Raw genomic sequence first — 25,650 nt, forward strand, 5'->3', positions numbered from 1 at the left:
TCAGTGCTCCTTGACCAGCTGGGCGTACGGACCTCCGGCAGCGACCAGGTCCTCGTGCCGACCGCGTTCCACGACGGAGCCGTGGTCGAGGACCACGATCTCGTCGCTGTCACGGACCGTGCTCAACCGGTGCGCGATCACGACACAGGCGCAGCCGCGACGCCGCAGATTGTCGATGATGATCTGCTCGGTCTCCGCGTCCAGGGCGCTGGTCACCTCGTCGAGTACGAGGATGCTCGGCCGGCGTACAAGTGCCCGGGCGATCTCCAGACGCTGCCGCTGCCCTCCGGAGAAGTTGCGGCCGTCCTGCTCCACTCGGCTGTGGATCCCGCCGGGGCGCCGGGCGACGACCTCGTACAGGGCGGCGTCCTCCAGGGCGGCGACGACGGCGTCGTCCGGGACCGACGGGTCCCACAGCGCCACGTTGTCCCGCACAGTGCCCTCGAAGAGGAAGATGTCCTGGTCGACGAAGGAGACCGAGGCGGCCAGCGCACTGCGGGGAATGTCCTTCAGACGTTGTCCGTCCACCCGGATCGTGCCCTCCCACGGGCTGTAGAGCCCCGAAATCAGCCGGGAAACCGTCGACTTGCCGCTGCCGGATCCGCCGACCAGTGCCACCTGCTGTCCCGGCCCGACGGACAGCGAGAATGCGGTGAGCAGCGGTTTGTCGAGCGGGCTGTACCCGAAGGTGATCTCCTCCAGCGTCACATGGCCCTTGAGTCGGCGCGTGCTCGCAGCCGGTTCGCGGCGCGAGTACAGCGAATCCACCGGGAAGTTCTCGACGTCCTTGAGGCGGGCCACATCGGCGGCGAAGTCCTGTATCCGGCCCGCCACCGAATTGAGCCGCGCGACCGGAGCGGTGAACCGGGTCACGAGCGCCTGGAAAGCGACCAGCAGACCGATCGAGATGTGGCCGTCGACGGCCCGCAGTCCACCGATCCACAGAATCAGGGCGCTGTTCAGCGTCGCGAGCATGGGGGCGACAACAGCCAGCCAGGCGCTCGGCACACCGAGGCGCTGCTGCTCCTCCAGTGTGGTCGCGTGCTGCCCTGCCCAGCGGCGGAAGTTTCCGTTCTCGCCGCCGGTGGCCTTCATCGTCTCGATGAGCTGCAGCCCGGTGTACGAGGTGTTGGTCAGCCTGGCGCTGTCGGCCCGCAACTTCTGGGCACGGGTGGCCCGCAGACGCACGACGATGCGCATCGCCACCACGTTGAGCAGCGCCAGCCCCACGCCGATGACCGTCAACTGCGGGTCGTACGTCCACAGCAGGACTGCGTAGAGCAGTACGACGACCCCGTCCACACCGACAGCCGTGAGGTCGCGGGCCAGGGTCTCGGCCACGACGTCGTTGGACTGCAGCCGCTGGACGAGATCGGCGGGGCTGCGCTGGGCGAAGAAGGTGACCGGCAGCCTGAGCAGATGCCGGAAGAACCGGGCACTGCTGAGTGTGGAGGAGATGATGCGACCGCGCAGCAGGTTCGCCTGCTGCAGCCAGGTCAGTACGACGGTGAGGGCCACCATGGTGGCCATCGCTGCGAACAGTACGCCCAGCAAAGAGGTCTGATCACCGATCAGGAACCTGTCGATGTACGCGCGGCTCAGCGCCGGCAGCGTCGCGCCGACGGCCACGAGGAGCAGGCTGGCGAGCAGCGCGGCCAGCATCGTGCCCGAGGTGCCGCGCAGCCGCGCCGGGAGGGCGCCCATGATCCCGGGCTTCCGGCCTTTGCGGCGGAACCCGTCCCCGGGCTCGAAGACCAGGACGACACCGGTGAAGCTGGTGTCGAAATCCTCGGCCGACACGAAACAGCGGCCCTTGTCCGGGTCGTTGATGTGCACACCTCGCCGCCCGAACCGGCGGCCCATGCCGTCGTACACGACGTAGTGATTGAACTCCCAGAAGAGGATGGCCGGTGCCTGCACGTCGGCGAGGGCTGTCGGTTCCATCTGCATGCCCTTGGCCTGCAGCCCGTAACTGCGCGCCGCCTTCAGCACATTGCTGGCCCGGGAACCGTCGCGCGAGACGCCGCAGGCGATGCGCAGCTCCTCCAGCGGCACATGACGGCCGTAGTGCCCGAGCACCATGGCCAGCGAGGCGGCACCGCATTCCAGCGCCTCCATCTGGAGAACGGTGGGGCTGCGTACGGTCCTGGCCTTCTTGCTCTTCGGCGTCGGCTGCGGTCCCGAACGGCGCCTGCTGTCCAAGTTGTTGTCCGGGCGGTGCCGGCCCCGGCCGGACGACGGGAGGTGCGGTGCGGAGGGAGAAGCATGCGGTGCGGTCACGGGAGCAGCCAATCGATCGGACGCTGGTCGGCCAGGTGGATGGCGCCGGTGGCCAGGGTCATGGAGTCGATCGCGTACGGAGGTCCTTGGGCCGACGACCATCGGTAGCCGGACTCCGTGGCGGACGACCGGTCGAGCCGCACCAGGACCGGTACCGGCCTGCCGTGCTGCGTGAACTGCTCGCCCAGCTGGCCGTCGCCGAGAAAGCTGCTGATCTGCCGACTCGTCCGGGACGTCCTGCCGACCGCGGCCACGCGGCCGCGCAGCACTCCGTATTTCTGGGCCGGCACCGACTGGGCGGTGAGGTCCACCGAGGCTCCCACGGGGACGGTCGGCCCGCTGTCGCCCGGCACATAGAGCATCACCATGAGGGGATCGCCGGCGCCACGGTTCCGCTCAACGCTCGCCACGTCCGCGCCGGTGGTGACCACCGAACCGATCGTGGCGGTCAGGGCGGTCACCCGTCCCGCAGCGATCGTGCGGACGACGCGGTCGCCCTGCTCCGTACGGACTTTGAGCAGCGGTGTGTCCGCGGACACGCTCTCGCCCTCCTTGGCGAGTACGGCGGTGACTTGGCCCGCGACCGGGCTCTGCAGGATGTAACTGCCCTGGGCGTGGGTGAAGATGCCGGGTGCCCGGAGTGTCGAGGAGACGGATCCGGTCACGGCCCAGAAGCAGGCAGCGGCCATGACGAGGACGGTGACGCCCAGGGCGAGGCGGCCCTGCGGGCGGGCGAAGCGTACCGGCAGGTCGAGTTCCTCCGGCGACTGCAGCTTGGAAAGGGCCTGTTGGCGGAACTGCACGGAACTCTTCCCTCACTGTCAGGTGTGTGCAGTGAGCCCCGGAACCGCATGGTTCCGGGGCTCACACGCCGTCTCAGAGACCGGCGACGAGACCGGTGGCCAGGCCGGTGACGGCACCGGTGTTCACGCCGGTGGTCGAGGTGACGAGACCGGTGACCGAGCCCACGACGCCGGAGACCGGGGCGACGGCGTCAGCGGTGCCCGTGACGTTGCCGAGCAGGCCGCCGACGAGACCGCCGGAGACGTTGTCGAGGTCGTTGTCGGAAATCTCGAGGGTCTCGACCTGGGGGGTGTGGTTCATGAGGGAGGCTGCCTTTCAGCTTGATATTTCATAGCGGTAACCCCTTGGTGTGGCTGCCGCATTGGGCAGGATCAAAGCACGTCGACGCGGTGCGCTGCTAATCGAACCGGGGGTTGATCAGGGGTTTTGTCGGTACCGAAATAGCGCTGGGTGCAGATGTGTTCATGAATCGGCGGCGGCTTCTTCACAAGCTTCACTGTCTGAATTCTCTTTGTTGAAAGCCCTTTTGCTCAACTGGGACACTCGTGTTTAAAGCTCCCCTGCGGTTGGTCCGGATCAAGGTGCGCGGGTGAGTGACGGTGACCGCTCTGGGCATGAGGTGTGCAGGTTTACGGAAGGTGGATGGTGAGGCGAACCAGCAGGCAGGAGGACTGCCGGCAGGTGCGTCCCGATCGATGCGAGGGGGTGCGGCCGCCGGCTGTCCCCTTCGGGCTCTTCGCGGTCCGACTTGCCCTTGACGTGCGGGTGAGCGTTTAGCGTCGCGGAACCGCTCGGCCGTCCGGCCCGAGCAACCCCCGTCGACGAGGAGTTCGCCCATGCCCACTGCATCAGCCGCATCATCCGGGTCTCTGCCCCTTACGTCGCGGGAGGTTCAGCTCCTCTCCGTCCCGGACGGGCTGCCGCGGCCGGAGCACTTCCGCGTCGTGGAGAAGCCCATGCCTCAACCGGGGGAGGGCGAAGTGCGGGTGCGGAACCGCTACTTCCTGGTGTTCCCCGGACTCCGTACGGTCGTCGGCGGCGGGGTGGAGGGCGCTCCCTTTCCCGGCGCGAAGCCCGGCGACCCGCTGTTCGGGATGGCCGTCGGCGAGGTGGTGACGGCCGCTTCCGATGGTGGAGGGCCGCGGGTGGGGGAGCTGGTGTCGCACTGGCTCGGCTGGCGTGAGTACGCCGTGGTGCCGGTTGGCGCCTGTACCCCGCTCGGTGATGCGCTGCCCGACCCGGTGGCCCATCTCTCGCATGGGCCGCTGGCGTACGCGGCATTGACCCGAGGCGCCGAACTCCGGTCAGGGGAAACGGTGTTCGTGTCGGGCGGCGCGGGCGCCGTCGGTTCCATGACGGGGCAGATCGCGCGGCTGCTGGGCGCGGGACGGGTGATCGGCAGTACCGGTTCGGCCGAGAAGGCCGGACGGATGACGGAGAGCCTCGGCTATGACGCGGTGATCCTCAGGGAGCCCGCCGAATCGCTGTCCGCCCGGCTGGCCGAGGCGGCGCCCGACGGCATCGATGTCTTCGTCGACATGGTCGGCGGCGACCAGCTGCGGGCCGCCATCGACGTCGCCCGGCCCGGTGCGCGATTCGCCCTGGTCGGTGCGTTGTCCGGACAGCTTTCGGCCCACGGTACGGGGACTTCGGCCCTCGTCGGGATCGATGCCTTCCAGCTCATCGTCAAGCGGATCACGATGCGGGGCATCAGCGGGCTCGACCACCCCGAGACCCACCGGGAGTGGAGCCGGCGGTTCGGGACGTGGCTGCGCGCCGGAGAGATCACCTTCCCCCATGTGCGCATCGCGGGCATGGACCGGGCCGCGCCTGCGTTGAACGAGATGATCGAGGGGCGGCATCTCGGCGCCGTGGTCGTCGAGTTGTAGCGGAGCTGTGGAGAGACAGGCAGCGGGAACTGTGGGGTGGCGGATGCGGATCGGTGACGCGGCGGCGGCGGCGGGGACCACACCGAGGGCGCTCAGGTTCTACGAGGAACGGGGACTGCTGCCCCCGGTGGCGCGCAGCGCGACAGGGCAGCGCCAGTACGGTACGCGCGACATCGCCCGGGTCAGGATCATTCGGGAGTTGCTCTCGCTCGGCCTGACCGTCGAGGACGTGCACGGCTGCGCGGACCGGCTGGACCTGCTGCTGGACGCACCGCCGCAACGCTGCGGAGCATTCGGAACGGGGGAGGGCAGCACAGAGAGCCTCGGCGTCGCCGAGCGCAGACTCGCCACCCGCGACGCGGAGATCGCCCGCCTGACCCGGTTGCGCGACGAACTGGCGGCCCGGGTCGTCCCGGGACGGGCGACCGTCTCCTGATTCCGTCGCTCAGGGAATTTTGCCGGAGGGGCGGTGGTGGCACGATTTCCGCGTGCCACGCTCGGAATTGCCGCGGGGGCGATCGGTGGTGCGACTCCGCTGGTGCCGTTCCTCGGACGCGGGGAGTTCGGTGCGGCCGCGTTGCTGATCGTCTGGGGGATCGCATACGGGGGCGTACCCGTCTGTTCCCAGACCTGGTTCCTCAGAGCCTGTCGGGTGACCTCTGATCGGGCGGCCACGCCCTGGCATGCACGCTTCCCGCGTTGCCGAAATGTCCTAGTAGCTCCTTCCCCGAGCTCTCAGCTTCGTTCGAGCAGGGGAGACCCCATCCGAGGACATCCCGCCGCCTTGGAATCGCACGCACCAGACCGCGTCCGCTATCCGATCGAAGGTCACCCGACAGGCTCTCAGGTCGGCCCCCGACGCACCGGAGGCGGCGTCAGTGCTTTTCACCGCCTCCTTCCAGGCCACCATCTCGCTTGCGGCACTGGTGGGCGGGGTCGTGGCGGATCACAGTTCCATCGGCGGTCATGGCGCTCGGCGGTGCGACCGCATTCCTCTGCCTGGGCCGCGACAAGGACATGATCAAGGTGAGCGGGACGAGTGTCTTCCCGACCGGGGCCGAGACACTCCTCGCCCGGCATCCCGAGGTGCTGATCGGCGCCGTGGTCGCAGTCGACGACGAGAAGCGGGGCCGGCTCCCGTACGCCTGCGTGCGCACCCTCCCCGGCAGCGCGCTCACCGCCGATGCTCTGCGCGAGTGGGCGGCCGGGGTGATGGCGGCGTACAAGGTGCCGTGCATCGAGCTCGTCGAGAGCTTCCCGATGACCGCAACCGGCAAGATCAGGAAGGCTGAGCTCCGGCCAGCCAGTCGTATGCGGTCTGCGCCGTGAACTCGCCCTGACCGCCGCGGAAGAGCAGCCCCGCCGTGGTGAACACCGGATCTTCGGCCGTCGACGCCACATAGGGGACCGCGATGCAGCGCATGCCCGCCGCATGCGCTGCCGCCACGCCCGGCGCCGCGTCCTCCAGCGCCACGCAGTCGCCGGGCGCCGCGCCCAGGCGCCGCGCGGCCTCCAGGAACACGTCCGGCGCCGGCTTCCCGTGCGCCACCTCGTCGGCGGAGACATACGTCGTGACGTATGCGCCGAGTCCGGTGCCCGCGAGCACCGCCTCGATCGCGGCCCGGGACGAACCCGATGCCACGGCCGTCGCGATCCCCTCCTGATGCAGCCGTTCCACGAACTTCCGCATCTCGGGGAACACCTCCGTCGAGGATCGGGCCAGCTCCAGATAGAGAGCGTCCTGGTCGGCGAGGAGTTCGTCGACGGGCGTCGCGATCCCGTACTCGGCCCGCAGCGCAGTCAGCGTCTCGCGGGTACTGATCCCGATGTACCGGGTGTGGTGCTCCCAGGTGAAGTCCGGCACGCCGTGACGGACGAGGAGCCGGCGCCCCGCCTCGTAGTAGTTCGGCTCGCTGTCCACGAGTGTGCCGTCGAGATCGAAGATGACCGAGGGGGCAGGGCCGGGCCGAGTGCTCATGGCACCCAGCATGCCAAGGCGGTGGTCAGTTCGATGCTCCGGCCGTGGCCAGGCCGATGGATTGGACCAAGGGCAGCAGCCGGTGCGGAACCCGCTCGCGCAGGGCCACTTCGGTGCGGGTCCGTACCACGCCGGGCAGCTGGATCAGCTGCTGGATCACGTCCTCCAGGTGCCCGTTGTCGCGGGCCACGACCCGCGTCAGCAGATCCCCGCCGCCGGTGGTCGAGAACGCCTCGACGATCTCAGGCACGGCGGCGAGGGCCTCGCCCACCTCGTCCAGATGCCCCTGGGTGACCTCCAGATGGACGAAGGCGAGCACCGGGTGGCCGAGCGCGGCGGGGGAGAGGACCGGGCCCGTACCGGTGATCACACCGTTCCGCTCCAGCCGGTCGATACGGGCCTGCACGGTGCCCCGGGCGATGGAGAGGATCCGTGCGTACTCCCGCACGCTGGTCCGGGGCTGCTCGATGAGCAACCGCAGGATGCGGGTGTCGAGGGCGTCCACCGCCATGGTCCGTCGGCCTCTTCCTGGTCTGCTGATAGGGACTCCGACTGTACCAATGGCCCGGTGGATGGGCATGTTCCCGTCCGCATGGGGTCAGGGACGGGCATCCTCGGGGAGGGTGACCAGCCAGCGGGTGTTGCGGCGGGGGCGGAGGTAGAAGGCCCAGTAGAGGGTGGCTCCCGCCATGATGCCGCCGGTCCACAGCAGGTACGTGGCCTCCTGCTGGCTGAGGATGTAGACGAGTACGACGATCAGTGCCACCGGCATCGCCGGCCAGAGCGGCATCCGCCAGGCGGGCAGGTCCTTGTGGCCGGTGCGGCGGGCGGCGAGCGCGGCCACGGCGACCAGCAGGTACATGCCGGTGACCGAGACGCCGGTCACGCCGTACAGGGTGTCGAGGTTGACGAAGCACAGCGCCGCGCCGGGAACTCCGACTACCAGGGTGGCGACCCACGGCGAACCGAAGCGGCCGAGGCGGGCGAGGGCGTTGTTGACCGGCCCGGGCCACGCCTTGTCCCGGGCGGAGGCGAACAGCACCCGGGAGTTCTGGATGACCATGACGATGCCCGCGTTGATGATCGCGAGTGCGACGCAGAGGCTCACGAACGTACCGACGGCCGAGTTGCTCCAGGCGGTGACCATGCCGCTGATGTCACCGGAGGTGAGCGCCGCGAGGTCGGGTGCGCCCATCGTGATCGCGACGACCGGGACAAGGATGACGGCCGTCGAGATGGCCAGGGTGGCGAGGACCGTGCGGGCGACGTTGCGCCGCGGGTTCTCCATCTCCTCGGAGAGGTAGACGGCGGTGGAGAAGCCCTGGGTGATGAAGAGTGCGATGGCCAGACCCGAGACCACCAGCATCGCGGTGACCGGGCGGGACGCCCCGCTGTCGCTCGCGACCACACCATGGATCAGGCTGCCCGCGCCGCGCTCGGTGTGGGCGAAACCGAGCACGGCGACGACGGCCGCCGCGATGACTTCGAGAACCAGGAAGACGCCGGTGATCCAGGCGTTGGCACGCAGGTCCAGCAGACCGGCCAGGGTGGCGAGCACCATGACCCCGGCCCCGGCAGCCTCGGCCGGGATGTGAACCAGCGGAGCGAGGTAGTCCGCCGTGCCCATGGCGATCACGGGCGGGACGATCATTACGACCAGCAGAGACAGCACGAACACAAGCCACCCGGCCAGCCGACCGGTCAGGGTGGTGACCATGGCGTACTCGCCGCCCGCGCTGGGGATCATGGTGCCCAGCTCCGAGTAGCAGAACGCCACGGCGATACAGAGCAGCGAACCGATGGCGATGGTGAGCGCGGTGGCGGAGCCGAGATCGCCGAACAGGTCGGGCACGACCACGAAGAGCGTGGACGCGGGCGTCACGCAGGAGAGGGTCAGCAAGGTCCCCCCGACGACGCCGATGGAACGCTTGAGGCTGCGCGGGCCGTCCTGGCTGTGGGGATCGGCCTCCGCCGGTGCGGTGCCGGAGGTGACGGGCTGGCTGAGCATGTCGGTCATGGAGCGGTTCCGATCGACTGGGTGTGACGGGTGACGGCGGGAGCGCTATCGCCTCCGTGGCTTGCTGCGCTGTTGGTTTCGTCTGCTCCCGGCGCGTAATGGAAACCTGTGGGATCCGTCACGTCAATCACCCATTACCTACGGAATTCGTTGTCTCCAAGCGCACGATCGGTGGTATTCGTAGATTGGGTGAGGGTCTACCCCTTATTGACAACTTGATGGTTCGGTGTCTTCGCCTCCTTGATGACCTTCGAAATGAAGGCGTGTATTCGCCAACACCTTTGATATATGAGTCGGCGGTGAGGGGTTCGGGTGCGGCGAACCGTGCTCGGGCCGCAACGGGATGCGCAGCGTGTAACCGGTCACGTTGTATGGATTTTTGCCTTGCGCGGCATGCGGGGGGTTCCGGCCCGGACCGACTGTCCAGGTGAGGGGCGACCAGGAAATCGCCGCCCGCGTTCCGGCGGCCAGTGCCGTGACCGGCATTGTTCGCCCCATGAGGAGCGTCGTCCGGTGCGCGGCCCGCACCCCGCCCGCCGCCGCGGCAACGGGCGCCGCGGCCTTCGCGCTCTGTGCCGGGCTGTGGTGGTCGTACTTCAGCGCGAGCGGCAGCAGGCCGGGCGGCCACGCCCAACTCGCCTCCGGCGGGCGGCTCATGCACGTGTACGTCCTCGGGCATCTGCCGGTTCAGCTGGGACTGGCCCTGGCGGGTGGCGCGGTGGGCGCCGCCGTGGTGGGGACCGGAAGGCACCTCACCGCGGTCCCCGCGGGGTGTGTCGTCGGTGGGGTCGCCCTCTTCCTCGTCTCGACCGCCGCGATCAGGGCCGCCTTCCTCGGTGCGCGGGACACCGTCGTCGTCATTCGCCTCCTCACAGCCGCGGCGTCACTCCTCTTGTTTCCGCTCACCGGACACGTCGCGGTCGCCGTCCTCCTCACGTCGCCGGCCGTGCTGCTCGCCGCATCGGTCGCCGTGGAGGGTCCGGCCCGCCGTCGTCGCCTGTCCGCGGCGCAGGGTGTGCCCGGCTGAGGCGGACCATGTGACGCCCGCTCCTCATGACGATGTAACCAGTGTTACTTTCGCTCGATGAGTGAGGAATCGCCGACATCCCCGCTGTCTTGGGTGGTGCTGATCGTGCGGCTGCCGACGCAGCCCTCCCGACACCGGGTCGCGGTATGGCGGGAGCTGCGCAAGGTCGGCGCGCTGTCCCTCGGGCAGGGCGTGTGGGCGGTACCGGAGGTGCCGGTCTTCGCCGACGGCGTTCAGCGGGCCGTGCAGCTGACCGAACGCGCCGGCGGCGAGGCCGTGGTGCTGCGCGCCGCCGGGCGCGAACCGGCCGACGCCGTCCGGTTCCAGGCCATGTTCACCGCCGCACGCGAGGAGGACTGGGCGGAGTTCCTGGCCGACTGCGGAAAGTACGAGACGGAGCTGGACAAGGAGATCCGTCATGCCAAGTTCACCCTGGCCGAGCTCGAGGAGGAGGAACAGAGCCTGGAGCGGCTGCGCCGCTGGCACCGTGACCTGAAGGCCCGGGACGTGTTCGGGGCGCAGGGATCCGACGCGGGCGACCGGCAACTGGCCGAGTGCGCTGGGCGGTTCGAGGACTACAGCGAGAGGGTCTTCGCCCACCTGCACGCCTTCGGTCCGGACGGCGAAGGCGCGCAGCCGTGACCCCCGGGCCTGCCCAGGAATCGAGGCCTCTGCCCGCGGCGTCGCGGCGGCGGATGTGGCCGCTGTACGCAGCCGGGTTCACCACCGCCTTCGGCGCGCACGGCATCGCGGCCAACCTCGGCCAGGGGGATGCCGGTCTGACGCGTTCGGTGCTGTACCTCGGGCTGTTGCTCGCGCTGTACGACGGGGCCGAGGTGGTGCTCAAGCCGGTGTTCGGGACGCTCGCCGACCGGATCGGCGCCCGGCCGGTGCTGCTCGGCGGGCTCATCGCGTTCGCCGCCGCCTCCGCGGTCTTCGTGGTGGTCCGCGATCCCGGCTGGCTGTGGGCCGCCCGGCTGGGACAGGGCGCGGCCGCCTCCGCGTTCTCACCCGCCGCCTCCGCGCTGGTGGCCCGCCTCAACCCGCAGGCCCGGCACGGCCGCGCATTCGGCTCGTACGGATTCTTCAAGAGCATCGGCTACACCGCAGGCCCCCTGCTCGGCGGCGTGCTGGTCTGGGCCGGCGGCCTGATGCTGTTGTTCGCGGTGCTGGCAGTCCTGGCCACCGCGGTCGCCCTGTGGGCCGCGTTCGCGGTACCTGCCGTCCCGCCTCTGCCCAAGGCGCGTCAGACTGTCCTGGGACTCGTCCGGCGACTGGCCGACGGTGCCTTTCTGCGGCCGGTGGCAGCCCTGGCCGCCGCCACTGCCGCACTGTCCGTCGGGGTCGGGTTCCTGCCGGTGTCCGGGGTGGCTGCCGGTCTGTCGCCGGTGGTGACCGGCGCGGCCGTTTCCGTCCTCGCCCTGTGCGCCGCGTTCGTGCAGCCGTGGGCCGGACGGGCCCTGGACGACGGGCGCCTCGGCGTCGGCGGGGGACTGGTGGCCGGACTGCTGGTCACCGCGTGCGGACTGGCCGCCGCCATGCTGCCCGGCCTGCCCGGCATCCTCTCGGCCGCCGTGCTGATCGGGGCCGGAACCGGGCTGATCACTCCGCTCGGCTTCGCCGCCCTCGCGGGTACCACCCCGCACGAACGGCTCGGCCAGACCATGGGAACGGCCGAACTCGGACGTGAACTCGGCGACGCCGGAGGCCCGTTGCTGGTCGCCGCCGTCGCCAGTGCCGCCGGCTTGACCTGGGGCTTCGCGGTACTCGCCGCGGCGACCGCCGTCCTGCCGCTTCTCCTGGCCGCTCGCCGCACACCCCCGGCGCGCGGCTGACCTTGCCGTAGGTTCAGGGTGCCGCGGTCACCCGTGGGGTGTCGCGCAGCCCCAGGCGCAGGTGCTCGACGTGGAAGAGGGCCTGTTCCAGGAGTTCGGCCACGTGGTTGTCGTAGAGCGTGTAGATCACCGAGCGGCCCCGGCGTTCACCGGTGACCAGGCCGAGGTTGCGCAGCAGCCGGAGCTGGTGGGAGCAGGCGGACTGTTCCATGCCGACCGCGTCGGCGAGTTCCGTCGCGGCGCAGGGACCCTCCTGGAGCTGGGCGAGGATCCGCAGCCGGGACGGAGTGGCCAGCGCCTGGAGGGTGGCGGCGACATCGGCGGTGCCCACTGTTTCGAGGCGTTCGCGTGATGTGGCGGCTTGCGTGCCGTCGGATCCGTGGCCCATGGGCCTCATCCTACGGAGATGCATACATGAATGTATGTTCATGGATTCCTGTATGGTGGTCGGCCCGGACCCGCTCCGCTGAACGGGGCGGCGGACCCGGCCTCCGTCCGCGCCGCCGCGCTCACCGAGCAGCTTCAGGACGGCGGCCGCACCGCGGCCGTCGTCACGGCCGATGGCAGACCGGTCGGGGTACTGGGTATTTCCGACCGGCTGCGTCCGGACGCAGCCATCACGGTGATGTCCCTCGGTGCCCTCACCGGTACTGCGCGATGCTGTTCACCGGGGACAACCCGCGCGCCGCCGCCCGGCTTGCCGCCGAGGCCGGCATCACCGACGTACGCGCCGGCCTGCTGCCCCCGGACAAGGTCGAGGCCGTCCGGGCCCCGGAGCGCGCGGGCCGCAAGGTCCTGGTGATCGGCGACGGCGTCAACGACGCCCCGGCGCTCGCCGCCGCCCACACCGGCATCGCGGTGGGCCGCGCGGGCTCCGACCTCGCGCTGGAGACCGCGGACGCGGTGATCGTCCGCGACGAACTCGCCGCCGTCCCCGTCGTCGTCGCCCTGTCCCGCCGCGCCCGCGGCCTCGTCGTACAGAACCTGGTCGTCGCCCCGGTGTTCATCACCGCGCTGGTCGTGTGGGACCTGGCCGGCACTCTGCCGCCTCCGCTCGGTGTCCTCGGCCATGAGGGCTCCACCGTGATCGTCGGCCTCAACGGTCTGCGCCTGCTGCGGGACGGCGCCTGGAAGCGCGCCCGTGCCGAGGCCGGCGCGTGAACCGCCCGGAAGGTCTTCCTTTGGCCCGACGGTGCAGCAGGACATGGTCCATTGGCGCTCACCTGGCACATCGAAAGCGTATTGAGCTGTGCCAATGGCGCAGCCGTGTCGGTTCGACTTGAGCCAGATGGCGGCGAGATGCTCTCATGAACCCGGTCGATGGCGCTGCGGATCCCGCGGCGCCTTTTTCATGTCCGGACAGAACAGGGAGTGGCAATCGGTGCTGAAGCGGATGTTGGTGGCTCCGGACCCGGGGCGGCTGCGGCTGCGCAGCTCGGCCCGGGCCGTTCTCGGCATCGGTCTGGCCGTGACCCTTTCGGGCCTGGTCAGTCACTCGCTTCCCGCGGCCGTCGCCGGCGGCCTCGCCGCTCTGCTCGCACTCTTCACGGTCACCGACGCACGGGTCCGCGACCAGGGGCTCACCACCTCGCTGCTGCCCGTCGTCGGATTCCCGGTCCTGGCAGTCGCGACGGCGCTGCACGACTACCCCCTGGCGCGCGACGCCGCGTTCCTCGCCGTCGTCTGCGCGGGGGTGTACGCGCGCCGCTGGGGTCCCCGCGGTCATGCCCTGGGGGTTTTCGCGTTCATGGCGTTCTTCATGGCGCAGTTCCTGCACGCCGTACCGGGCCAGCTGCCCGAGCTGTACGCCGCCGTCGCGCTCTCGATCATCACCGCCTCGGCCGTCCGCTTCGGAGCCTGGTGCTACGAACGACGGCTGCCCACGCCCGTCGTACCCGCACTCCAGGGCAGTCGCGGGCTGGCCCGGACGACCACGCGTCAGGCGATCCAGGCAACCGCCGCCAGCGCCTTCGCGCTCGGCATCGGGCAGCTGCTGTCCGCCGACCGCTGGTACTGGGCCGTCGGCACCGTCTGGTGGGTCTTCGTGAACACCGCCTCGCGCGGCGAGACACTGGTCCGCGGCTTCCGCCGCGTCCTGGGAACAGTGGCCGGGATCGCCGCAGGGCTGCTGGTCGCCGTGCCGCTGCACGGCGACACGGTTCCCACCGCGGCCCTCGTCGCCGTCTGCGTCTTCGGCATTTTCTACACCGCCGCCGTCTCCTACAGCTGGATGGTCTTCTTCGTGACCGTGCTGGCCGGACTGCTGTACGGCCTGCTCGGCGTCCTGAATCCGGGGCTGCTCGTGCTCCGCCTCACGGAGACCGGGGCCGGAGCCCTCGGCTCGGCGCTCGCCGTCCTCCTCGTACTGCCCGTCACCCTCCACGCGACCACCGACGCCTGGATCCAGCGCGCACTGCGCTGCGTACACGCCTGCACCGCCGGGGCCGCCGCCCGCCTGGCGGGTTCCCCGACCGCCGACCCCGGTCCGCAGGTGACCGAACTGGAGGCGCTGCTCGGCCGGGTCAGGCTCTCGCTCGCCCCCCTGGTACATCCGCTCAACCCGCTGCGGGCCCGTAAGGAGCGCGCCCGCCAGGTCCTCGCTCTGCTCGACCTGTGCGCCCGCGAGGTGCGTGGTCTCGCCGCGGTCGCCGCCGATCCCGACGCCTCGCACGATGCCCGGCTCGGAGCGGCCTGCCGTCGCGTCGAGGCCGCGGTGCTCGCCCTGGCGCAGCCGGGACCTGCCCGTACGGAACTGAACGCGCTGCCCGCACACGCAGCGCACCACCACCCCGGCGCCGAGGCCGCACTTGCGCATCTGCACGCCCTGGAGCGGGCCCTCGCGCAACTCGCCGCGCCCCTGCGCACCTCACCCCGCGCTCCGCTCGTCCCGGCCTGACCCGCGACCCGCGGCAGCAGGCGGCGGTGACACGGTCCTGGTCTAGACCGCGCAGGGCGCACTGCTACCGTCGCCCCGGAAGATCACGGCGGCCCGAACCGTCGTGATCAGTCGGCGGAGAGGGGCAGAAGCGGTGAGCAGCCACGGTGCGGGACGGGCATTCATAGGGTCGTTCACGTCGGCGGGCGGTCGGGGAGTCATCGTCGCCGCCATGGACCGGGAGACCGGGGCGCTGACCGTCCTCGGCGCCACGGACGCCGTCCCCGATCCCTCGTATCTCGCCCTGGGCCCCGGCTCCACCACCCTCTACACGGTCAGCGAGACCGAGTCCGGCGCGGCCGCCGCTTTTGACATCACCGGCGACGACCCGCGGCTGCTCGGCGGGATCCGGCCGGTGGACGGCAGCGGACCCACCCACCTCGCACTGACCGGCGGACACCTGATCACCGCCAACTACGGCTCCGGCAGCGTCACCGCCCTTCCCGTGCGCGCCGACGGAACGCTGGACGCCGCGACGTCCGTGCTCCGGCACGAGGGAAGCGGTCCGCACCCGGCCCGCCAGCAGGCCCCGCACGCCCACCAGGTGCTCCCCGACCCGTCGGGCACCTGGGTGCTGAGTGTGGACCTCGGAACCGACTCCGTACGGATCTGCGCCCTCGAGACGAGCACCGGCACGCTGCGGCTGCACGACGAGACGGCGCTGCGACCGGGCACCGGACCGCGCCACCTGGCCTTCCACCCCGCCGGCACCCACGCCTACGTCCTGAACGAACTCGAACCGACCGTCACCGTCTGCCGGTGGGACGCGGCCACCGGAATCCTCGCACCGGTCGGCGAAACGACCGTGGTGCCCGAGGACGTGGCCGCCGACGCGGACGCGGTCGTCCACCCGTCCGAGCTCGTCGTCTCGCACGACGGCCGGTTCCTCTGGGCCGCCAACCGGGGACACGACAGCATCGCCGTCCTCACCCTCGACGAGACGGGCGAGAAGGCGTCCCTGGTCACGACCGTGAGCTGCGGTGGCCACTGGCCGCGCGACCTCGCCCTCGACCCCACCGGGCAGTGGCTGTACGCGGCCAATGAGCGGTCCGGAAACGTCAGCTGGTTCGCCGTCGACCCGAGCACCGGCATCCCACGCCACGCGGGCTCGCTGACGGCTCCTGCCGCCTCCTGTGTGATCTTCGGCTGACCCGACCCACCGTCCGGCCCCAGGGCGCAGGAGACAGCACACAGCGGGGCCCGTACCGGTCGAACGTCCGGTACGGGCCCCGCTGCTCTGTGCTGATCAGGTCAGTGGGCCTGGGCCCCCTGCGGCGTCACCGGGGCAATGCCGAGCGCCGTCGTGTACATCGACAGGACAAGCTTGCCGATCGCGGGGTACGCGCCGAGCGGCTCCGCCGTCGCGCAGCCCGCCTCCTTCACGGCGGCGTCCAGCAACCCCTCGGTCACCTCGGGACCCACCAGGTACGGCGCCACGGCCAGCTGCACCGAACCGGAGGCCTTCAGCTGGTCGGCGATGGACGCGACCGAACCCTCGACATCGAGAGCAGCGGCCATCACCGGCACCGCGAGGCGGGCGGCCAGCAGCATGCCGGTGATCCCGGCGGCCTGCACGGCCTCCTCGCCACCCACGGTGGCCAGCACGATCCCGTCCGCGGCCGTGGCCACAGTGAACAGCCTGGCACGGTCGGCGCGGGCCAGACCGGCCTCGGAGAGGCGCACGTGCAGCGCCTCGGCGAGCAGCGGGTGCGGGCCGAGCACATCGGTCAGCTCGACCGGTGCACGGCTGTCCATGACGGCTTGGCGTATCCGCCGGAGCAGGGCGTTGTCCGGTCCCGCGAGCAGCGGCACCACAACGGCGGCCGGGCCCTCGGGCTCGGCGACCTCACGGCCCGCGGCCTTCGCCTGCTCGAAGCGCGCGATGCGCTCGGCGGCGGAATCCGCGAGTACGGAGACAAGCGTGGGGTACTCGGCATCGTCGCCGTCGAGGTAACCGATCCGGGCATGGAGACCGGGCAGCTCGGAACGGGCAATGCTGATCACCTCTTCGGCCAGGCTGCGCGTGGCCGAAGAGGGGGTACCGGGAACGGCGAGAACGAGCGCGGCAGCGCCCTCGGGCGCGACCACGGGCTCCGGGCGGCGGTGCCGTCCGGACTGGCGAGGTCGCGGCATTCGTACAGGCAGGCCGGAAGCGGGCCCAGTGGGGGTGCTCATGGCGCCGCATGCTACTGGTTTTGGGTGCCCCACTGTTCGGGGAGGGCCCAGTCGGGCGTTATCTGTCCGCTTTTATCCGATCAATGGCTTACCGGACAACTGCCCTGCTCTGTCGCCCCTTACGGCCGCCCCCGCCCGGGCCTGTACGCGGGCACGCACAGCAGCGTCGGGTGGAGCGGCAACCGCAGATCACCGATGGCCAGCGCCTCGGCGATGCGCAGCGAACCGGTCAGCGGATCACCCGAACCGGGGACCGTCCGTGCCTGCGGCAGTTGCCGGGCGAGCTCCTCACGCAGGGGTACGAGGAGTGGATCACCCATCCGGAACAAGCCACCCGTCAGGGCCACTTCGCACGGTTCGTCGGTCGCCCCGCGCTCCGGGCACACCGCGGCGGCCGCCTCCGCGATATGACCGGCGGCGTCCCGCAGAATGCCCGCGGCGACCGGATCGTCCCCGGCGCACGCGGCGACCTCGGGGGCGAACGAGGCCAGCAGCGCCGGACGGTCGGTACGCGGATAGAGCAGACCGGGCAGCTCCGGCGCCGGACCGAACACCGCCTCCAGCCGGGCCAACAGCGCGACCGAACCGCCGCGCCGACCGTCATGGGCGCGCATCGCAGCATCGAGCCCGGCCCGCCCGATCCAGGCACCGCCGCCGCTGTCGCCGAGGAGGTGGCCCCAGCCGTCGGCCCGGCGCCAGCTCGTCAGATCCGTCCCCAGCGCGATCATGCCGGTGCCGCCCGCGACGACGGCTCCCGGCCGCTGTCCGACCGCTCCCGCGTACGCCGTCACCGCGTCGGCGGCCAGCGCCAGCAGCTGCACCCCGAGCGCCCGCTCCAGCGCCGCGGGCAGCTCCGCGCGCAGCTGCTCCCCGAGCGTCGCCATGCCGGCGGCGCCGATCGCCACGGCGACGACGGACGAGTCGGCGGCCGACCTCGTCCGCTCCCCGGCCTGCGCCCGCAGCTCGTCGACTGCGGGAAGGAGCTGCTCCAGCAGGTGTCCGGCATCGATCCCGGCCGGGCCGGTCCGCACCGGCTCGGCGCAGACCGCCGTCGCCACCGGCTTCTCAGCCCCGATCGCGCCGAGCGCCACCCGGAGCCCGGAACCGCCCGAGTCCACACCGAGGACGTACGACCCCGCGGAGGCGGTCACGGAAGCTGCCAGTCGACCGGCCCGGCGCCCTGGCGTTCCAGCAGTTCATTGGCCCGGCTGAACGGCCGTGAGCCGAAGAACCCGCGGTCCGCGGACATGGGGGAGGGGTGCGAGGACTCGATCGCCGGGAGCTCACCGAGCAGCGGCCGCAGATTGCGGGCGTCGCGCCCCCACAGGACCGACACCAGCGGTGTGCCGCGCGCCACCAGCGCCTGGATCGCCTGTTCGGTCACTTCCTCCCAGCCCTTGCCGCGATGCGCCGCCGGCCGACGGGGCGCCGTCGTCAGCGCCCTGTTGAGCAGCAGTACCCCCTGGCGGGTCCAGGGCGTCAGATCGCCGTTGGACGGCCGGGGCAGCCCCAGGTCCGTGTGAAGCTCCCGGTAGATGTTCTCCAGGCTGCCCGGCAGTGGCCGGACCTCCGGCGCGACTGCGAAGCTCAGTCCCACCGCATGTCCTGGTGTGGGGTACGGGTCCTGACCGACGATCAGGACCCGCACCTCGTCGAACGGCTGCTGGAACGCCCGGAGCACATTCTGCCCCGCGGGCAGATAGGTGCGCCCAGCGGCGATCTCCGCGCGCAGGAAGTCGCCCATCGCGGCGATGCGTTCGGCCACGGGTTCCAGGGCCTGCGCCCATCCCGGCTCGATGATTTCTTTCAACGGTCTTGCTGCCACGGGCCGCACTCTACTGCTCATACGACCGGGGTGATCAACCGCCGACGACTGCCGCCCGTACACAGAGGACGTCCGGCAGATGCGAGGCGAGCTGCTCCCAGCTGTCCCCGTCGTCCCGGCTCGCGTACACCTCGCCGTTCCGATTGCCGAAATAGACACCCGCCGGATCGGCGTCGTCCGTGCAGAGGGCGTCGCGCAGCACCGTGCCGTAATGCGTTTCCTCGGGCAGTCCGGCGGACAGCGGCTCCCAGTTGTTGCCCGCGTCGCTCGTACGGAACACCCGGCAGCGGTGCTCGGCCGGCACGCGGTCGGCATCGGCGTTGATCGGGAAGATGTACGCCGTCTCCGCCCGGTGCGGATGCGCGGCCGCGGCGAAGCCGAAGTCGGAAGGCAGCCCCCCGCCGATATCCGTCCAGTTGTCCCCGGAGTCGTCACTCCGGAACACGCCCCAGTGGTTCTGGAGATAGAGCCGGTCCGGATCGACCGCATCCCGGGTGACCTTGTGGACGCACTGGCCGAACTCCGGGTTCGGATCCGGCAGGAAGACCGCCGACACCCCCTTGTTCGACGGGGCCCAGCTCGCTCCGCCGTCCTTGGTGCGGAACACCCCGGCCGTGGAGACCGCGACGGTCACCGCCTGCGCGTCCCTCGGGTCGGTCAGGATCGTGTGCAGCCCCTCGCCGCCCCCGCCCGGGACCCACTTCGAGCGCGTCGGATGCTCCCACAGCGGGCGCACCATCTCGAACGACTCCCCGCGGTCCTCGGAGCGGAAGAGCGCGGCCGGCTCCGTCCCCGCGTACACGACATCCGGCGCCTCTGCCCCGGCCGGGTGCAGCTGCCAGACCCGCTCCAGCGACGCCCCGGTGAACTGGGGGAATTTCACCGCCGGTTGCTTCGGCTCGACCCAGGTGGCGCCCAGGTCGTCGGAGTGGAACACCGAGGGTCCCCAGTGCGCGCTGTCCCCGCCGACCAGCAGCCGGGGGACCTGGCCGCGGGTGTCGATGGCGATGGAGTAGATCGCCTGTGCGTTGAAATGCGGGTCGCCGAACTCCCACGTGCCACCCCGTCTGCGGCCGATGAAGAGTCCTTTGCGGGTTCCCACAGTGAGCAGTACGTCGGACATCGCCGACACCTCCCGAAACGCCTTTGTCGCGGACACGGGTCAGTCTGCACCCGGCCACTGACAGTGGCTCGCAGAGAAGGCGTTTGCGCAGGTCGGACGGCGAGTGCGGGGCGGGCGGCGATTCTGTACCCGGGTCGTCGCCGACACCGTCGGGGCACCCTTGACCGCCGTCCGGGGCGGGCCGTAACTTCCCTCGTAGAAAGCGCTTGCCCAATCCGTGGCCCTCGATGGGCCCCCGACGAACAGCCGACGAACCGGACCGAGGAGCGCGCGTGGTGACCTTCGAAGGACTGCCCGGCGCCGTAGCCGTCTCCCACCTCAGGGTCTACGACTGGCCCACCGAGGACGGACTGCGCGGCGGCACGCCCCACCTCCATCTCACCTGTTCCGAGGGGTATGTGGTGGTCGGGGGCACGGGCTCGGTACAGACGCTCACCGTGTCCGGCTTCCGGCAGACGCCCCTGGCCGCCGGTGCGCTGGTGTGGTTCACCCCCGGCACGATCCACCGGCTCGTCAACGACGAGGACCTGCGCATCGTCGTTCTCATGCAGAACAGCGGACTGCCCGAGGCGGGCGACGCCGTGCTCACTCTCCCGCCGCGCTTCCTGACGGACCCCGACACCTATCGCGCGGCCGTTGCTCTGCCCGTCCACGGCTCCGAGCCGGAACAGGAAGGCGCCGCCCTCGCCCGCCGCGACCTCGCCGTCCAGGGCTTTCTCGCGCTGCGCCGGGCCACGGAGGCGGGCGACACCGAGCCGCTCGCCGCCTTCCACCGGGCGGCCGCCGCGCTCGTGAGACATCGGACGGACGACTGGCGGCGGCGCTGGGAACAGGGCGCCGCCGCCGCATCCCGGGCAACCGGCGACCAGCTGGACGCCCTGGCGCAGGGGGACGGCGGCCACCTCGCGGCTGCCTGCATGTATGCCCAACAGCCTTCGGCGTACGGAAAGTTCGGGATGTGTGGCCGTCTCGATGTCTACAGCGGCTGAGCGTCGGTGGCTGCGGTGTCGCCAAGGGTCCGGGCGATGCTGGTGCCGTGACCGGCCATGTTTGCGCCATGAGGAGCGTCGTCCGGTGCGTGGGATCGCAGGGCGGCCGGACGTCCTTGGACGGGGTCTGCCCTGCTCGAACGGAGTGGAGAGTTCGGGGGAGGAACTACCAGGGCTTTTGGCCGACGCGGAAGGGGGTCCCCCCTGGCCCTCAAGGCCTTGGGGGAGGGCGTGCCGGGCGGTGCGACGGGGCAAAGCCTGCCGGGAGGGGCACTGGCCGAGGTCGTGCCCCACGGCGTGGCGACGGCGGTCCTGGTGGCGCGCTCAGATGTCCAGGGTCTCGTCGGTCCACGCGAATGTCGGCGCTCCAGTCGCGCCCGGTGTCTGTTCGGACCAGATGATCTTGCCCTCGGCTGTATAGCGGGTGCCCCAGCGATCGGCGAACTGGGCGACGAGATACAGGCCGCGGCCACCCTCGTCCGTCGTCGACGCATAGCGCAGATGCGGTGCGGTGCTGCTGGAGTCGGACACCTCGCAGATCAGGGCCCGGTCGTGCAGCATCCGGACCCGGATGGGAGGGTCGCCGTAGCGGATGGCGTTGGTGACCAGCTCACTGAGGATCAGCTCGGTCGCGAAGGTCTCCTCCTCCAGCCCCTGGTCGATGAGCCACTGGGACACGTCCTTGCGGACCCCGGCGACGGCCGACGGGTCGGACTCGACGTCCCATTCGCCGACATGGGAGGGGTCGAGGGTGTGCGTAGCGGCCACCAGGAGGACGGCGTCGTCACCCGGAGGGGTGGGCAGGAGCGCGGAGACCAGGTCGTCGCAGGTCTCTTCCGGGGTCCGGTGCTGTCCGGCCAGCGCTGTGCGCATCGTGTCGAGTCCGGTGTCGAAGTCCCGCTCGCGCGACTCGACGAGACCGTCGGTGTAGAGCACCAGACGGCTCCCCTCCGGCAGGGGCAACTCCACCGACTCGAAGGGCAGCCAGCCGGTGCCCAGGGGCAGGCCTGCGGGGACATGGGGGGACTGCACCGTGCCGTCGGGCAGCACCAGGACGGGACCGGGATGGCCCGCCCGGGCAGCGGAGCAGGTGCCGGCCACCGGGTCGTAGACGGCGTACAGGCAGGTGGCTCCCGTGATCTCCGCGCGCCCGCCGTCGGCGTTCTCCGTCCGGTCGGTCCGCGCGACCAGTTCGTCGATGCGCGCGAGGAGCTCGTCGGCCGGAAGGTCCAGTGCGGAGAAGTTGTGGACCGCGGTGCGCAGGCGGCCCATCGTCGCGGCGGCGTGCAGACCGTGCCCGACGACGTCACCGACGACCAGCGCGACGCGGGCGCCGGGCAGCGGAATGACGTCGAACCAGTCGCCGCCCACCCCCGCCTGAGCCGGCAGATAGCGGTAAGCGATGTCGAGTGCGTTCTGCTCGGGCAGGTCGCGGGGCAGCAGGCTGCGCTGCAGCGTCACCGCCATCTCGTGCTCGCGGGTGTAGCGGCGGGCGTTGTCGACGCAGACGGCCGCCCGGGCGACCAGTTCCTCGGCGAATGTCAGATCGTCCTCGTCGAAGGGGTCCGGATTCTCCGAGCGCCAGAAATTCGCCATGCCCAGGACCGCACCGCGTGCGTGCAGCGGAACGGAGAGCAGGGAGTGGACACCGTACGCGAGGATCCTCGCCGACCGTTCGGGGTCGGTCCCCTGCCAGCCAGGTTCGGAGGACAGGTCCGGCACCAGCATGGTGTGTCCATGGATCAGTCCCAGGGTTGCCGGGCTGGTGGGAACGAACCCGACGACCCGCCCGATCGGGTAGAAGGGGGGGTGGTCTGCGCGCACGCCCGCCGCGGCTGTACGCCGCATGTTCAGCACGGTGCCGAGCGGCACCGACGGTTCCTCACCGCGCAGCACGGGCTCGGCGAGATCGACCGAGGCGAAGTCGGCGAAACGGGGGACCACCACTTCGGCCAGTTCCTCCGCGGTCCGGGTCACATCCAGTGTTGTACCGATGCGCACACCGGCCGTGTGCAGCAGGAGCAGCCGCTCGCGTACCTCGGCGGCCCGGCCGGCCAGTGCGGCCAGTTCTGTCGTGTCGCGCAGGGTCGCGACCGTCCCGGCAGGTCCGCCGTGTTCGTCGGTGGGCCGCAGATTCACGGCCAGCAGCCGGTCGCCGGCCATGCGCACCTCGTCGGAGACGGAGCGGCCCGAGGCGAGCCGTTCTGCGAGGGGAGGAGGCAGGCCGATGCCTGTCACCGGAAGCCCCTCGGCGTTCGCGGGCAGGCGCAGCAGTCGCCGGGCCTCGTCGTTGGCCAGCAGCAGTCGCCCATTGCCGTCGATGATGAGGACGCCTTCGCGTACGGAGTGCAGCACCGCGTCGTGATGCTCGTACAGCCGCGTCATCTCGGCAGGGCCGAGGCCGTGCGTCTGCCGCCGCAGACGTCGGCTGATCAGTGCCGCACCGCCGGCGGTGAGGGCAAATGTGGCAACCGCGGCGCCGACCAGCGCCGGCAGTTCGCGGTCGGCCAGTTTGTTCACGTTGGTAACCCTGATGCCCACGGACACCAGGCCGGCGGTCGAGCCGTCGGCCCTCGTCACGGGCACCACCGAGTTCACGGCCGGCCCCCGGCTTCCCGTGAAGGTACGGGTGAAGCCATGCCCGTGAAGCGCCTCCTTGTACGGGCCGAGGATGTGCTTGCCGATCAGCGCGGGATCGGGGTGGGTGTAGCGGATACCGTGTATGTCGGTCACGACGACGGTATCGACGTGGGTGGTCTTCCGGATCTTCTCCGCAAGCGGCTGCAGCACAGCGGTGGGATTGGGGCTGTCCAGCGCCGTGACGATGCCGGGGGAGTGAGCGAACGCCTGGGCGACGGCGTACGAACCTCTCTCGGCTTCGTGAACGGCGGCCCGCCGACCCTGCACCACGAGCGAGAGCGCCGCCGCGGCGACGAGCAGCACCACGAGCACCAGTTCCAGCAGCAGCACTTCCGCGGCGACGCTGCGCACGCCGAGCAGGGCACGGGAGCGACCGGACTTCGATCGTCGGAGCCTTGAAATATATGCGCCAAAGCCGCCCATAGCTCCTGTTTACCCGCTATGTCCATACAAAATGTCGTGCGTGTAGCGCCGGTACGCGGTCAGGCCGCGGCCTTCATCATGGGGCGCCGCATGTGCGACGAAGGGGAACTCGGTCGGCCCGACCCGCCGCCCTTCAGCGCCGACATCCGCATGCTGACCCACCCCCCGACACCCCTGGGTCGGACAGGGCGGCGCCACCTTTGCCTTCGTCACCGACAAGGATCGAAAGCGCCTGCGCCCAGGCACGCCAGGCCCGAGGGGCAGGGGGCAGGACATGAAGAGGCGGGGCGCAGACCCCGCGCCGGTTCCTCCATACCGCGTCCCGCCACGGAGGACCGGCTGCCGGACCCCGGCGACCTCGCTCGCTGTCCGCGAATCGGGTCGCCTGGACGCGGACAGCCCCCGACGAGGCCGTGGGCTGCGATCGGCCCACGGCGATGCTCACCTCGCCGAGCCGATCGTCCCACCCGTATCAAGATCGGGCGACATCTCGACCTCAATCACGCACACCGGTGGGAGCCGCAGGTCGGGACAAATGTCAGTGGCTCGGTTCCGCCGTGCTGCTGCGCACCACCAGGTTGGTGGCGAGGTCGACCCGGGTGGTCGCCGGCTGCCGGCCCCGGCCGAGATCGAGAACCAGCCGGGCCGCCGTCTCGGCCATCGCGATGAGCGGCTGCCGCACCGTGGTGAGCGGTGGCCCGATCCACCGGGTGAGCGGCAGATCGTCGAAGCCGACGACGCTGAGGTCCTCCGGGATGCGCAGCCCCAGTTCGCGGGCGGCTTCGTAGACGCCGAGTGCCTGCAGATCGTTGCCGGCGAACACCGCGGTGGGCGGCTCCGGCAGCCGCAGGAGTTCCAGCGCCGCGGTGTAGCCGTCCTCGTGCGAGAACTCGCCCTCCCGGATCAGATCGGGATCGACGGGCAGACCCGCTGTCTCCATCGCGGCCCGGTAGCCGTCGACGCGGGCGCGGCTGCACATCATGCGGGACGGGCCGCTGATGACGCCGATCCGTCGGTGTCCGAGACCGGTCAGGTGGCGGGTGGCGGCCAGTCCGCCCTGCCAGTTCGTCGTTCCGACCGACGGCACGTCGTCACCCGGGTCGCCCGCGGGGTCGACCACTGCGAACGGAATGTTTCGGCTGGTCAGCTGGGCGCGCTGGGCTGCGGTCAGATCCGAGAGCACCAGGATCACACCGACCGGACGGCGCGCCAGCACGCCGTCCACCCAGGTCTGGCCGGGGGTCAGCCGTCCTGCGCTCTCGGAGAGAACCAGGCTCAGTCCCTCCTCCCGGGCGACGTTCTCGACGCCCCGGACGACCTCCATGGCCCAGCTGCTGTCGAGCTCGTGGAAGACCAGATCGATCAGGTGGGACTGTGCCGTGGAACCCCGCCTGCGGCGGTAGCCGTGGAGCAGCAGCAACTCCTCCACCCTGGTGCGCGTACCGGGTGCAACGTCGGCGCGGCCGTTCAGCACTTTCGAAACTGTCGGAGCCGACACTCCGGCCGCGCGGGCGATCTCCGCCAGCGTGGCAGTGCTCTCCGACTGCTCGTCGGCAGACGCCTTCTCCTGTGGGGACTGGACCTTCGCAGGGCTCATACGGGAATCGTAGCTTCCCGTGGCTCCGATCGGGGAAGGGGTCAGGGTTCGGAAAATCCTTCCGGCAACCTCTTGACGTGCCCGAAACACGACCGTACCGTTCCGGCAACATT

At 70.8% G+C, this 25,650-nt stretch carries 22 protein-coding genes and 3 pseudogenes; 12 read left to right on the plus strand and 13 right to left on the minus strand.

Translation table 11 applies throughout. The features are described from left to right. The 3 genes from OG395_RS43315 to OG395_RS43325 form a co-directional block, all read right to left on the minus strand. Positions 1–2,280: an NHLP family bacteriocin export ABC transporter peptidase/permease/ATPase subunit gene (locus tag OG395_RS43315; RefSeq protein ID WP_327247804.1), complete on the minus strand. Its 2,280-nt coding sequence runs from the start codon at positions 2,278–2,280 to the stop codon at positions 1–3. After that, on the minus strand, positions 2,277–3,083 hold the full coding sequence (locus OG395_RS43320; RefSeq protein WP_327247805.1) for an HlyD family efflux transporter periplasmic adaptor subunit: 807 nt from the start codon (positions 3,081–3,083) through the stop codon (positions 2,277–2,279). The genes OG395_RS43315 and OG395_RS43320 overlap by 4 nt, the downstream gene beginning before the upstream one ends. A 73-nt stretch (positions 3,084–3,156) precedes the next feature. Then, on the minus strand, positions 3,157–3,384 hold the full coding sequence (locus OG395_RS43325) for a type A2 lantipeptide (RefSeq protein WP_327247806.1): 228 nt from the start codon (positions 3,382–3,384) through the stop codon (positions 3,157–3,159). A gap of 536 nt (positions 3,385–3,920) precedes the next feature. Here OG395_RS43325 and OG395_RS43330 point away from each other — a divergent pair. The 5 genes and pseudogenes from OG395_RS43330 to OG395_RS43345 all read left to right on the plus strand — a co-directional run bounded on the left by OG395_RS43330 (position 3,921) and on the right by OG395_RS43345 (position 6,302). Then, entirely contained in the window at positions 3,921–4,973 is a 1,053-nt protein-coding gene (locus OG395_RS43330) for an MDR family NADP-dependent oxidoreductase (protein ID WP_327247807.1), read from the plus strand. A 43-nt stretch (positions 4,974–5,016) separates the two neighbouring features. Beyond that, positions 5,017–5,409, plus strand: coding sequence for a MerR family transcriptional regulator (locus OG395_RS43335; protein ID WP_327247808.1), 393 nt, complete (start codon positions 5,017–5,019; stop codon positions 5,407–5,409). Between the two features lie 9 nt (positions 5,410–5,418). Further along, a pseudogene (locus tag OG395_RS43340) lies at positions 5,419–5,619 on the plus strand (MFS transporter); the annotation flags it as partial. A 205-nt stretch (positions 5,620–5,824) separates the two neighbouring features. After that, a pseudogene (locus OG395_RS58565) lies at positions 5,825–5,969 on the plus strand (MFS transporter); the annotation flags it as partial. Between the two features lie 21 nt (positions 5,970–5,990). After that, a complete protein-coding gene (locus OG395_RS43345) occupies positions 5,991–6,302 on the plus strand; it encodes an AMP-binding enzyme (protein ID WP_442818792.1) in 312 nt (103 codons plus the stop codon). Here OG395_RS43345 and OG395_RS43350 read toward each other — a convergent pair. The 3 genes from OG395_RS43350 to OG395_RS43360 form a co-directional block, all read right to left on the minus strand. Then, on the minus strand, positions 6,253–6,951 hold the full coding sequence (locus OG395_RS43350; RefSeq protein ID WP_327247810.1) for an HAD family hydrolase: 699 nt from the start codon (positions 6,949–6,951) through the stop codon (positions 6,253–6,255). The two genes, OG395_RS43345 and OG395_RS43350, sit on opposite strands and share 50 nt — an antisense overlap. Positions 6,952–6,976: 25 nt before the next feature. Next, on the minus strand, positions 6,977–7,462 hold the full coding sequence (locus tag OG395_RS43355; protein ID WP_327247811.1) for an Lrp/AsnC family transcriptional regulator: 486 nt from the start codon (positions 7,460–7,462) through the stop codon (positions 6,977–6,979). An 87-nt stretch (positions 7,463–7,549) separates the two neighbouring features. After that, on the minus strand, positions 7,550–8,968 hold the full coding sequence (locus OG395_RS43360; RefSeq protein ID WP_327247812.1) for an APC family permease: 1,419 nt from the start codon (positions 8,966–8,968) through the stop codon (positions 7,550–7,552). Positions 8,969–9,464: 496 nt separating this feature from the next. Here OG395_RS43360 and OG395_RS43365 point away from each other — a divergent pair, with 496 nt between their 5' ends. The 3 genes from OG395_RS43365 to OG395_RS43375 are packed head-to-tail and all read left to right on the plus strand — an operon-like array spanning position 9,465 to position 11,830. Beyond that, positions 9,465–9,995 carry a low temperature requirement protein A gene (locus OG395_RS43365; protein WP_327247813.1) on the plus strand — a complete coding sequence of 177 codons (531 nt, stop codon included), beginning with the start codon at positions 9,465–9,467 and terminating at the stop codon, positions 9,993–9,995. 57 nt (positions 9,996–10,052) lie between these two features. Beyond that, positions 10,053–10,637, plus strand: a complete 585-nt coding sequence (locus OG395_RS43370) for a Chromate resistance protein ChrB (RefSeq protein WP_327247814.1) — start codon at positions 10,053–10,055, stop codon at positions 10,635–10,637. Positions 10,638–10,690: 53 nt separating this feature from the next. Continuing rightward, the gene (locus OG395_RS43375; RefSeq protein ID WP_327249640.1) at positions 10,691–11,830 is read left to right on the plus strand and encodes an MFS transporter; all 1,140 of its coding nucleotides are present in this window, start codon (positions 10,691–10,693) and stop codon (positions 11,828–11,830) included. 13 nt (positions 11,831–11,843) lie between these two features. Here the strand turns inward: OG395_RS43375 and OG395_RS43380 are convergent, their stop codons facing one another. Further along, positions 11,844–12,218 carry an ArsR/SmtB family transcription factor gene (locus OG395_RS43380; protein ID WP_327247815.1) on the minus strand — a complete coding sequence of 125 codons (375 nt, stop codon included), beginning with the start codon at positions 12,216–12,218 and terminating at the stop codon, positions 11,844–11,846. An 87-nt stretch (positions 12,219–12,305) separates the two neighbouring features. On the opposite strand from OG395_RS43380, the pseudogene OG395_RS43385 reads away from it, so the two are divergent. The 3 genes and pseudogenes from OG395_RS43385 to OG395_RS43395 form a co-directional block, all read left to right on the plus strand. Continuing rightward, a pseudogene (locus OG395_RS43385) lies at positions 12,306–12,991 on the plus strand (HAD-IC family P-type ATPase); the annotation flags it as partial. Positions 12,992–13,211: 220 nt separating this feature from the next. Further along, positions 13,212–14,726 (plus strand): FUSC family protein, encoded by a 1,515-nt coding sequence (locus OG395_RS43390; protein WP_327247816.1) that lies wholly within the window; start codon positions 13,212–13,214, stop codon positions 14,724–14,726. Between the two features lie 133 nt (positions 14,727–14,859). Continuing rightward, complete coding sequence (locus OG395_RS43395; protein ID WP_327247817.1) at positions 14,860–15,915, plus strand: lactonase family protein; 1,056 nt, start codon at positions 14,860–14,862, stop codon at positions 15,913–15,915. Between the two features lie 101 nt (positions 15,916–16,016). On the opposite strand, the gene OG395_RS43400 is transcribed toward OG395_RS43395, so the two are convergent. The 4 genes from OG395_RS43400 to OG395_RS43415 form a co-directional block, all read right to left on the minus strand. Beyond that, complete coding sequence (locus OG395_RS43400) at positions 16,017–16,940, minus strand: sirohydrochlorin chelatase (protein WP_078840297.1); 924 nt, start codon at positions 16,938–16,940, stop codon at positions 16,017–16,019. A gap of 119 nt (positions 16,941–17,059) precedes the next feature. Beyond that, positions 17,060–18,091: an N-acetylglucosamine kinase gene (locus OG395_RS43405; RefSeq protein WP_327247818.1), complete on the minus strand. Its 1,032-nt coding sequence runs from the start codon at positions 18,089–18,091 to the stop codon at positions 17,060–17,062. Further along, entirely contained in the window at positions 18,088–18,765 is a 678-nt protein-coding gene (locus OG395_RS43410) for a uracil-DNA glycosylase (protein ID WP_327247819.1), read from the minus strand. Before OG395_RS43410 ends, OG395_RS43405 begins: the two co-directional genes overlap by 4 nt. Positions 18,766–18,799: 34 nt before the next feature. Next, positions 18,800–19,888, minus strand: a complete 1,089-nt coding sequence (locus OG395_RS43415) for a WD40/YVTN/BNR-like repeat-containing protein (protein WP_327247820.1) — start codon at positions 19,886–19,888, stop codon at positions 18,800–18,802. Between the two features lie 272 nt (positions 19,889–20,160). On the opposite strand from OG395_RS43415, the gene OG395_RS43420 reads away from it, so the two are divergent. After that, complete coding sequence (locus OG395_RS43420) at positions 20,161–20,877, plus strand: cupin domain-containing protein (RefSeq protein ID WP_327247821.1); 717 nt, start codon at positions 20,161–20,163, stop codon at positions 20,875–20,877. Positions 20,878–21,201: 324 nt separating this feature from the next. On the opposite strand, the gene OG395_RS43425 is transcribed toward OG395_RS43420, so the two are convergent. Together OG395_RS43425 and OG395_RS43430 are read right to left on the minus strand one after the other, a co-directional pair. Further along, positions 21,202–23,940: a SpoIIE family protein phosphatase gene (locus OG395_RS43425; RefSeq protein WP_327247822.1), complete on the minus strand. Its 2,739-nt coding sequence runs from the start codon at positions 23,938–23,940 to the stop codon at positions 21,202–21,204. Positions 23,941–24,478: 538 nt separating this feature from the next. Next, on the minus strand, positions 24,479–25,537 hold the full coding sequence (locus OG395_RS43430) for a LacI family DNA-binding transcriptional regulator (protein ID WP_327247823.1): 1,059 nt from the start codon (positions 25,535–25,537) through the stop codon (positions 24,479–24,481). Positions 25,538–25,650 lie beyond the last annotated feature (113 nt).

It is taken from the genome of Streptomyces sp. NBC_01320 (assembly GCF_035974375.1).
Taxonomy (GTDB): domain Bacteria; phylum Actinomycetota; class Actinomycetes; order Streptomycetales; family Streptomycetaceae; genus Streptomyces; species Streptomyces yanii.

Coding starts and splice junctions, on each gene's coding strand:
- OG395_RS43325 (WP_327247806.1), bottom strand. CDS start 3,384: ATGAACCACACCCCCCAGGTCGAGACCCTCGAGATTTCCGACAACGAC.
- OG395_RS43330 (WP_327247807.1), top strand. CDS start 3,921: ATGCCCACTGCATCAGCCGCATCATCCGGGTCTCTGCCCCTTACGTCG.
- OG395_RS43335 (WP_327247808.1), top strand. CDS start 5,017: ATGCGGATCGGTGACGCGGCGGCGGCGGCGGGGACCACACCGAGGGCG.
- OG395_RS43345 (WP_442818792.1), top strand. CDS start 5,991: ATGATCAAGGTGAGCGGGACGAGTGTCTTCCCGACCGGGGCCGAGACA.
- OG395_RS43350 (WP_327247810.1), bottom strand. CDS start 6,951: ATGAGCACTCGGCCCGGCCCTGCCCCCTCGGTCATCTTCGATCTCGAC.
- OG395_RS43355 (WP_327247811.1), bottom strand. CDS start 7,462: ATGGCGGTGGACGCCCTCGACACCCGCATCCTGCGGTTGCTCATCGAG.
- OG395_RS43360 (WP_327247812.1), bottom strand. CDS start 8,968: ATGACCGACATGCTCAGCCAGCCCGTCACCTCCGGCACCGCACCGGCG.
- OG395_RS43365 (WP_327247813.1), top strand. CDS start 9,465: ATGAGGAGCGTCGTCCGGTGCGCGGCCCGCACCCCGCCCGCCGCCGCG.
- OG395_RS43370 (WP_327247814.1), top strand. CDS start 10,053: ATGAGTGAGGAATCGCCGACATCCCCGCTGTCTTGGGTGGTGCTGATC.
- OG395_RS43375 (WP_327249640.1), top strand. CDS start 10,691: ATGTGGCCGCTGTACGCAGCCGGGTTCACCACCGCCTTCGGCGCGCAC.
- OG395_RS43380 (WP_327247815.1), bottom strand. CDS start 12,218: ATGGGCCACGGATCCGACGGCACGCAAGCCGCCACATCACGCGAACGC.
- OG395_RS43400 (WP_078840297.1), bottom strand. CDS start 16,940: ATGAGCACCCCCACTGGGCCCGCTTCCGGCCTGCCTGTACGAATGCCG.
- OG395_RS43415 (WP_327247820.1), bottom strand. CDS start 19,888: ATGTCCGACGTACTGCTCACTGTGGGAACCCGCAAAGGACTCTTCATC.
- OG395_RS43425 (WP_327247822.1), bottom strand. CDS start 23,940: ATGGGCGGCTTTGGCGCATATATTTCAAGGCTCCGACGATCGAAGTCC.
- OG395_RS43430 (WP_327247823.1), bottom strand. CDS start 25,537: ATGAGCCCTGCGAAGGTCCAGTCCCCACAGGAGAAGGCGTCTGCCGAC.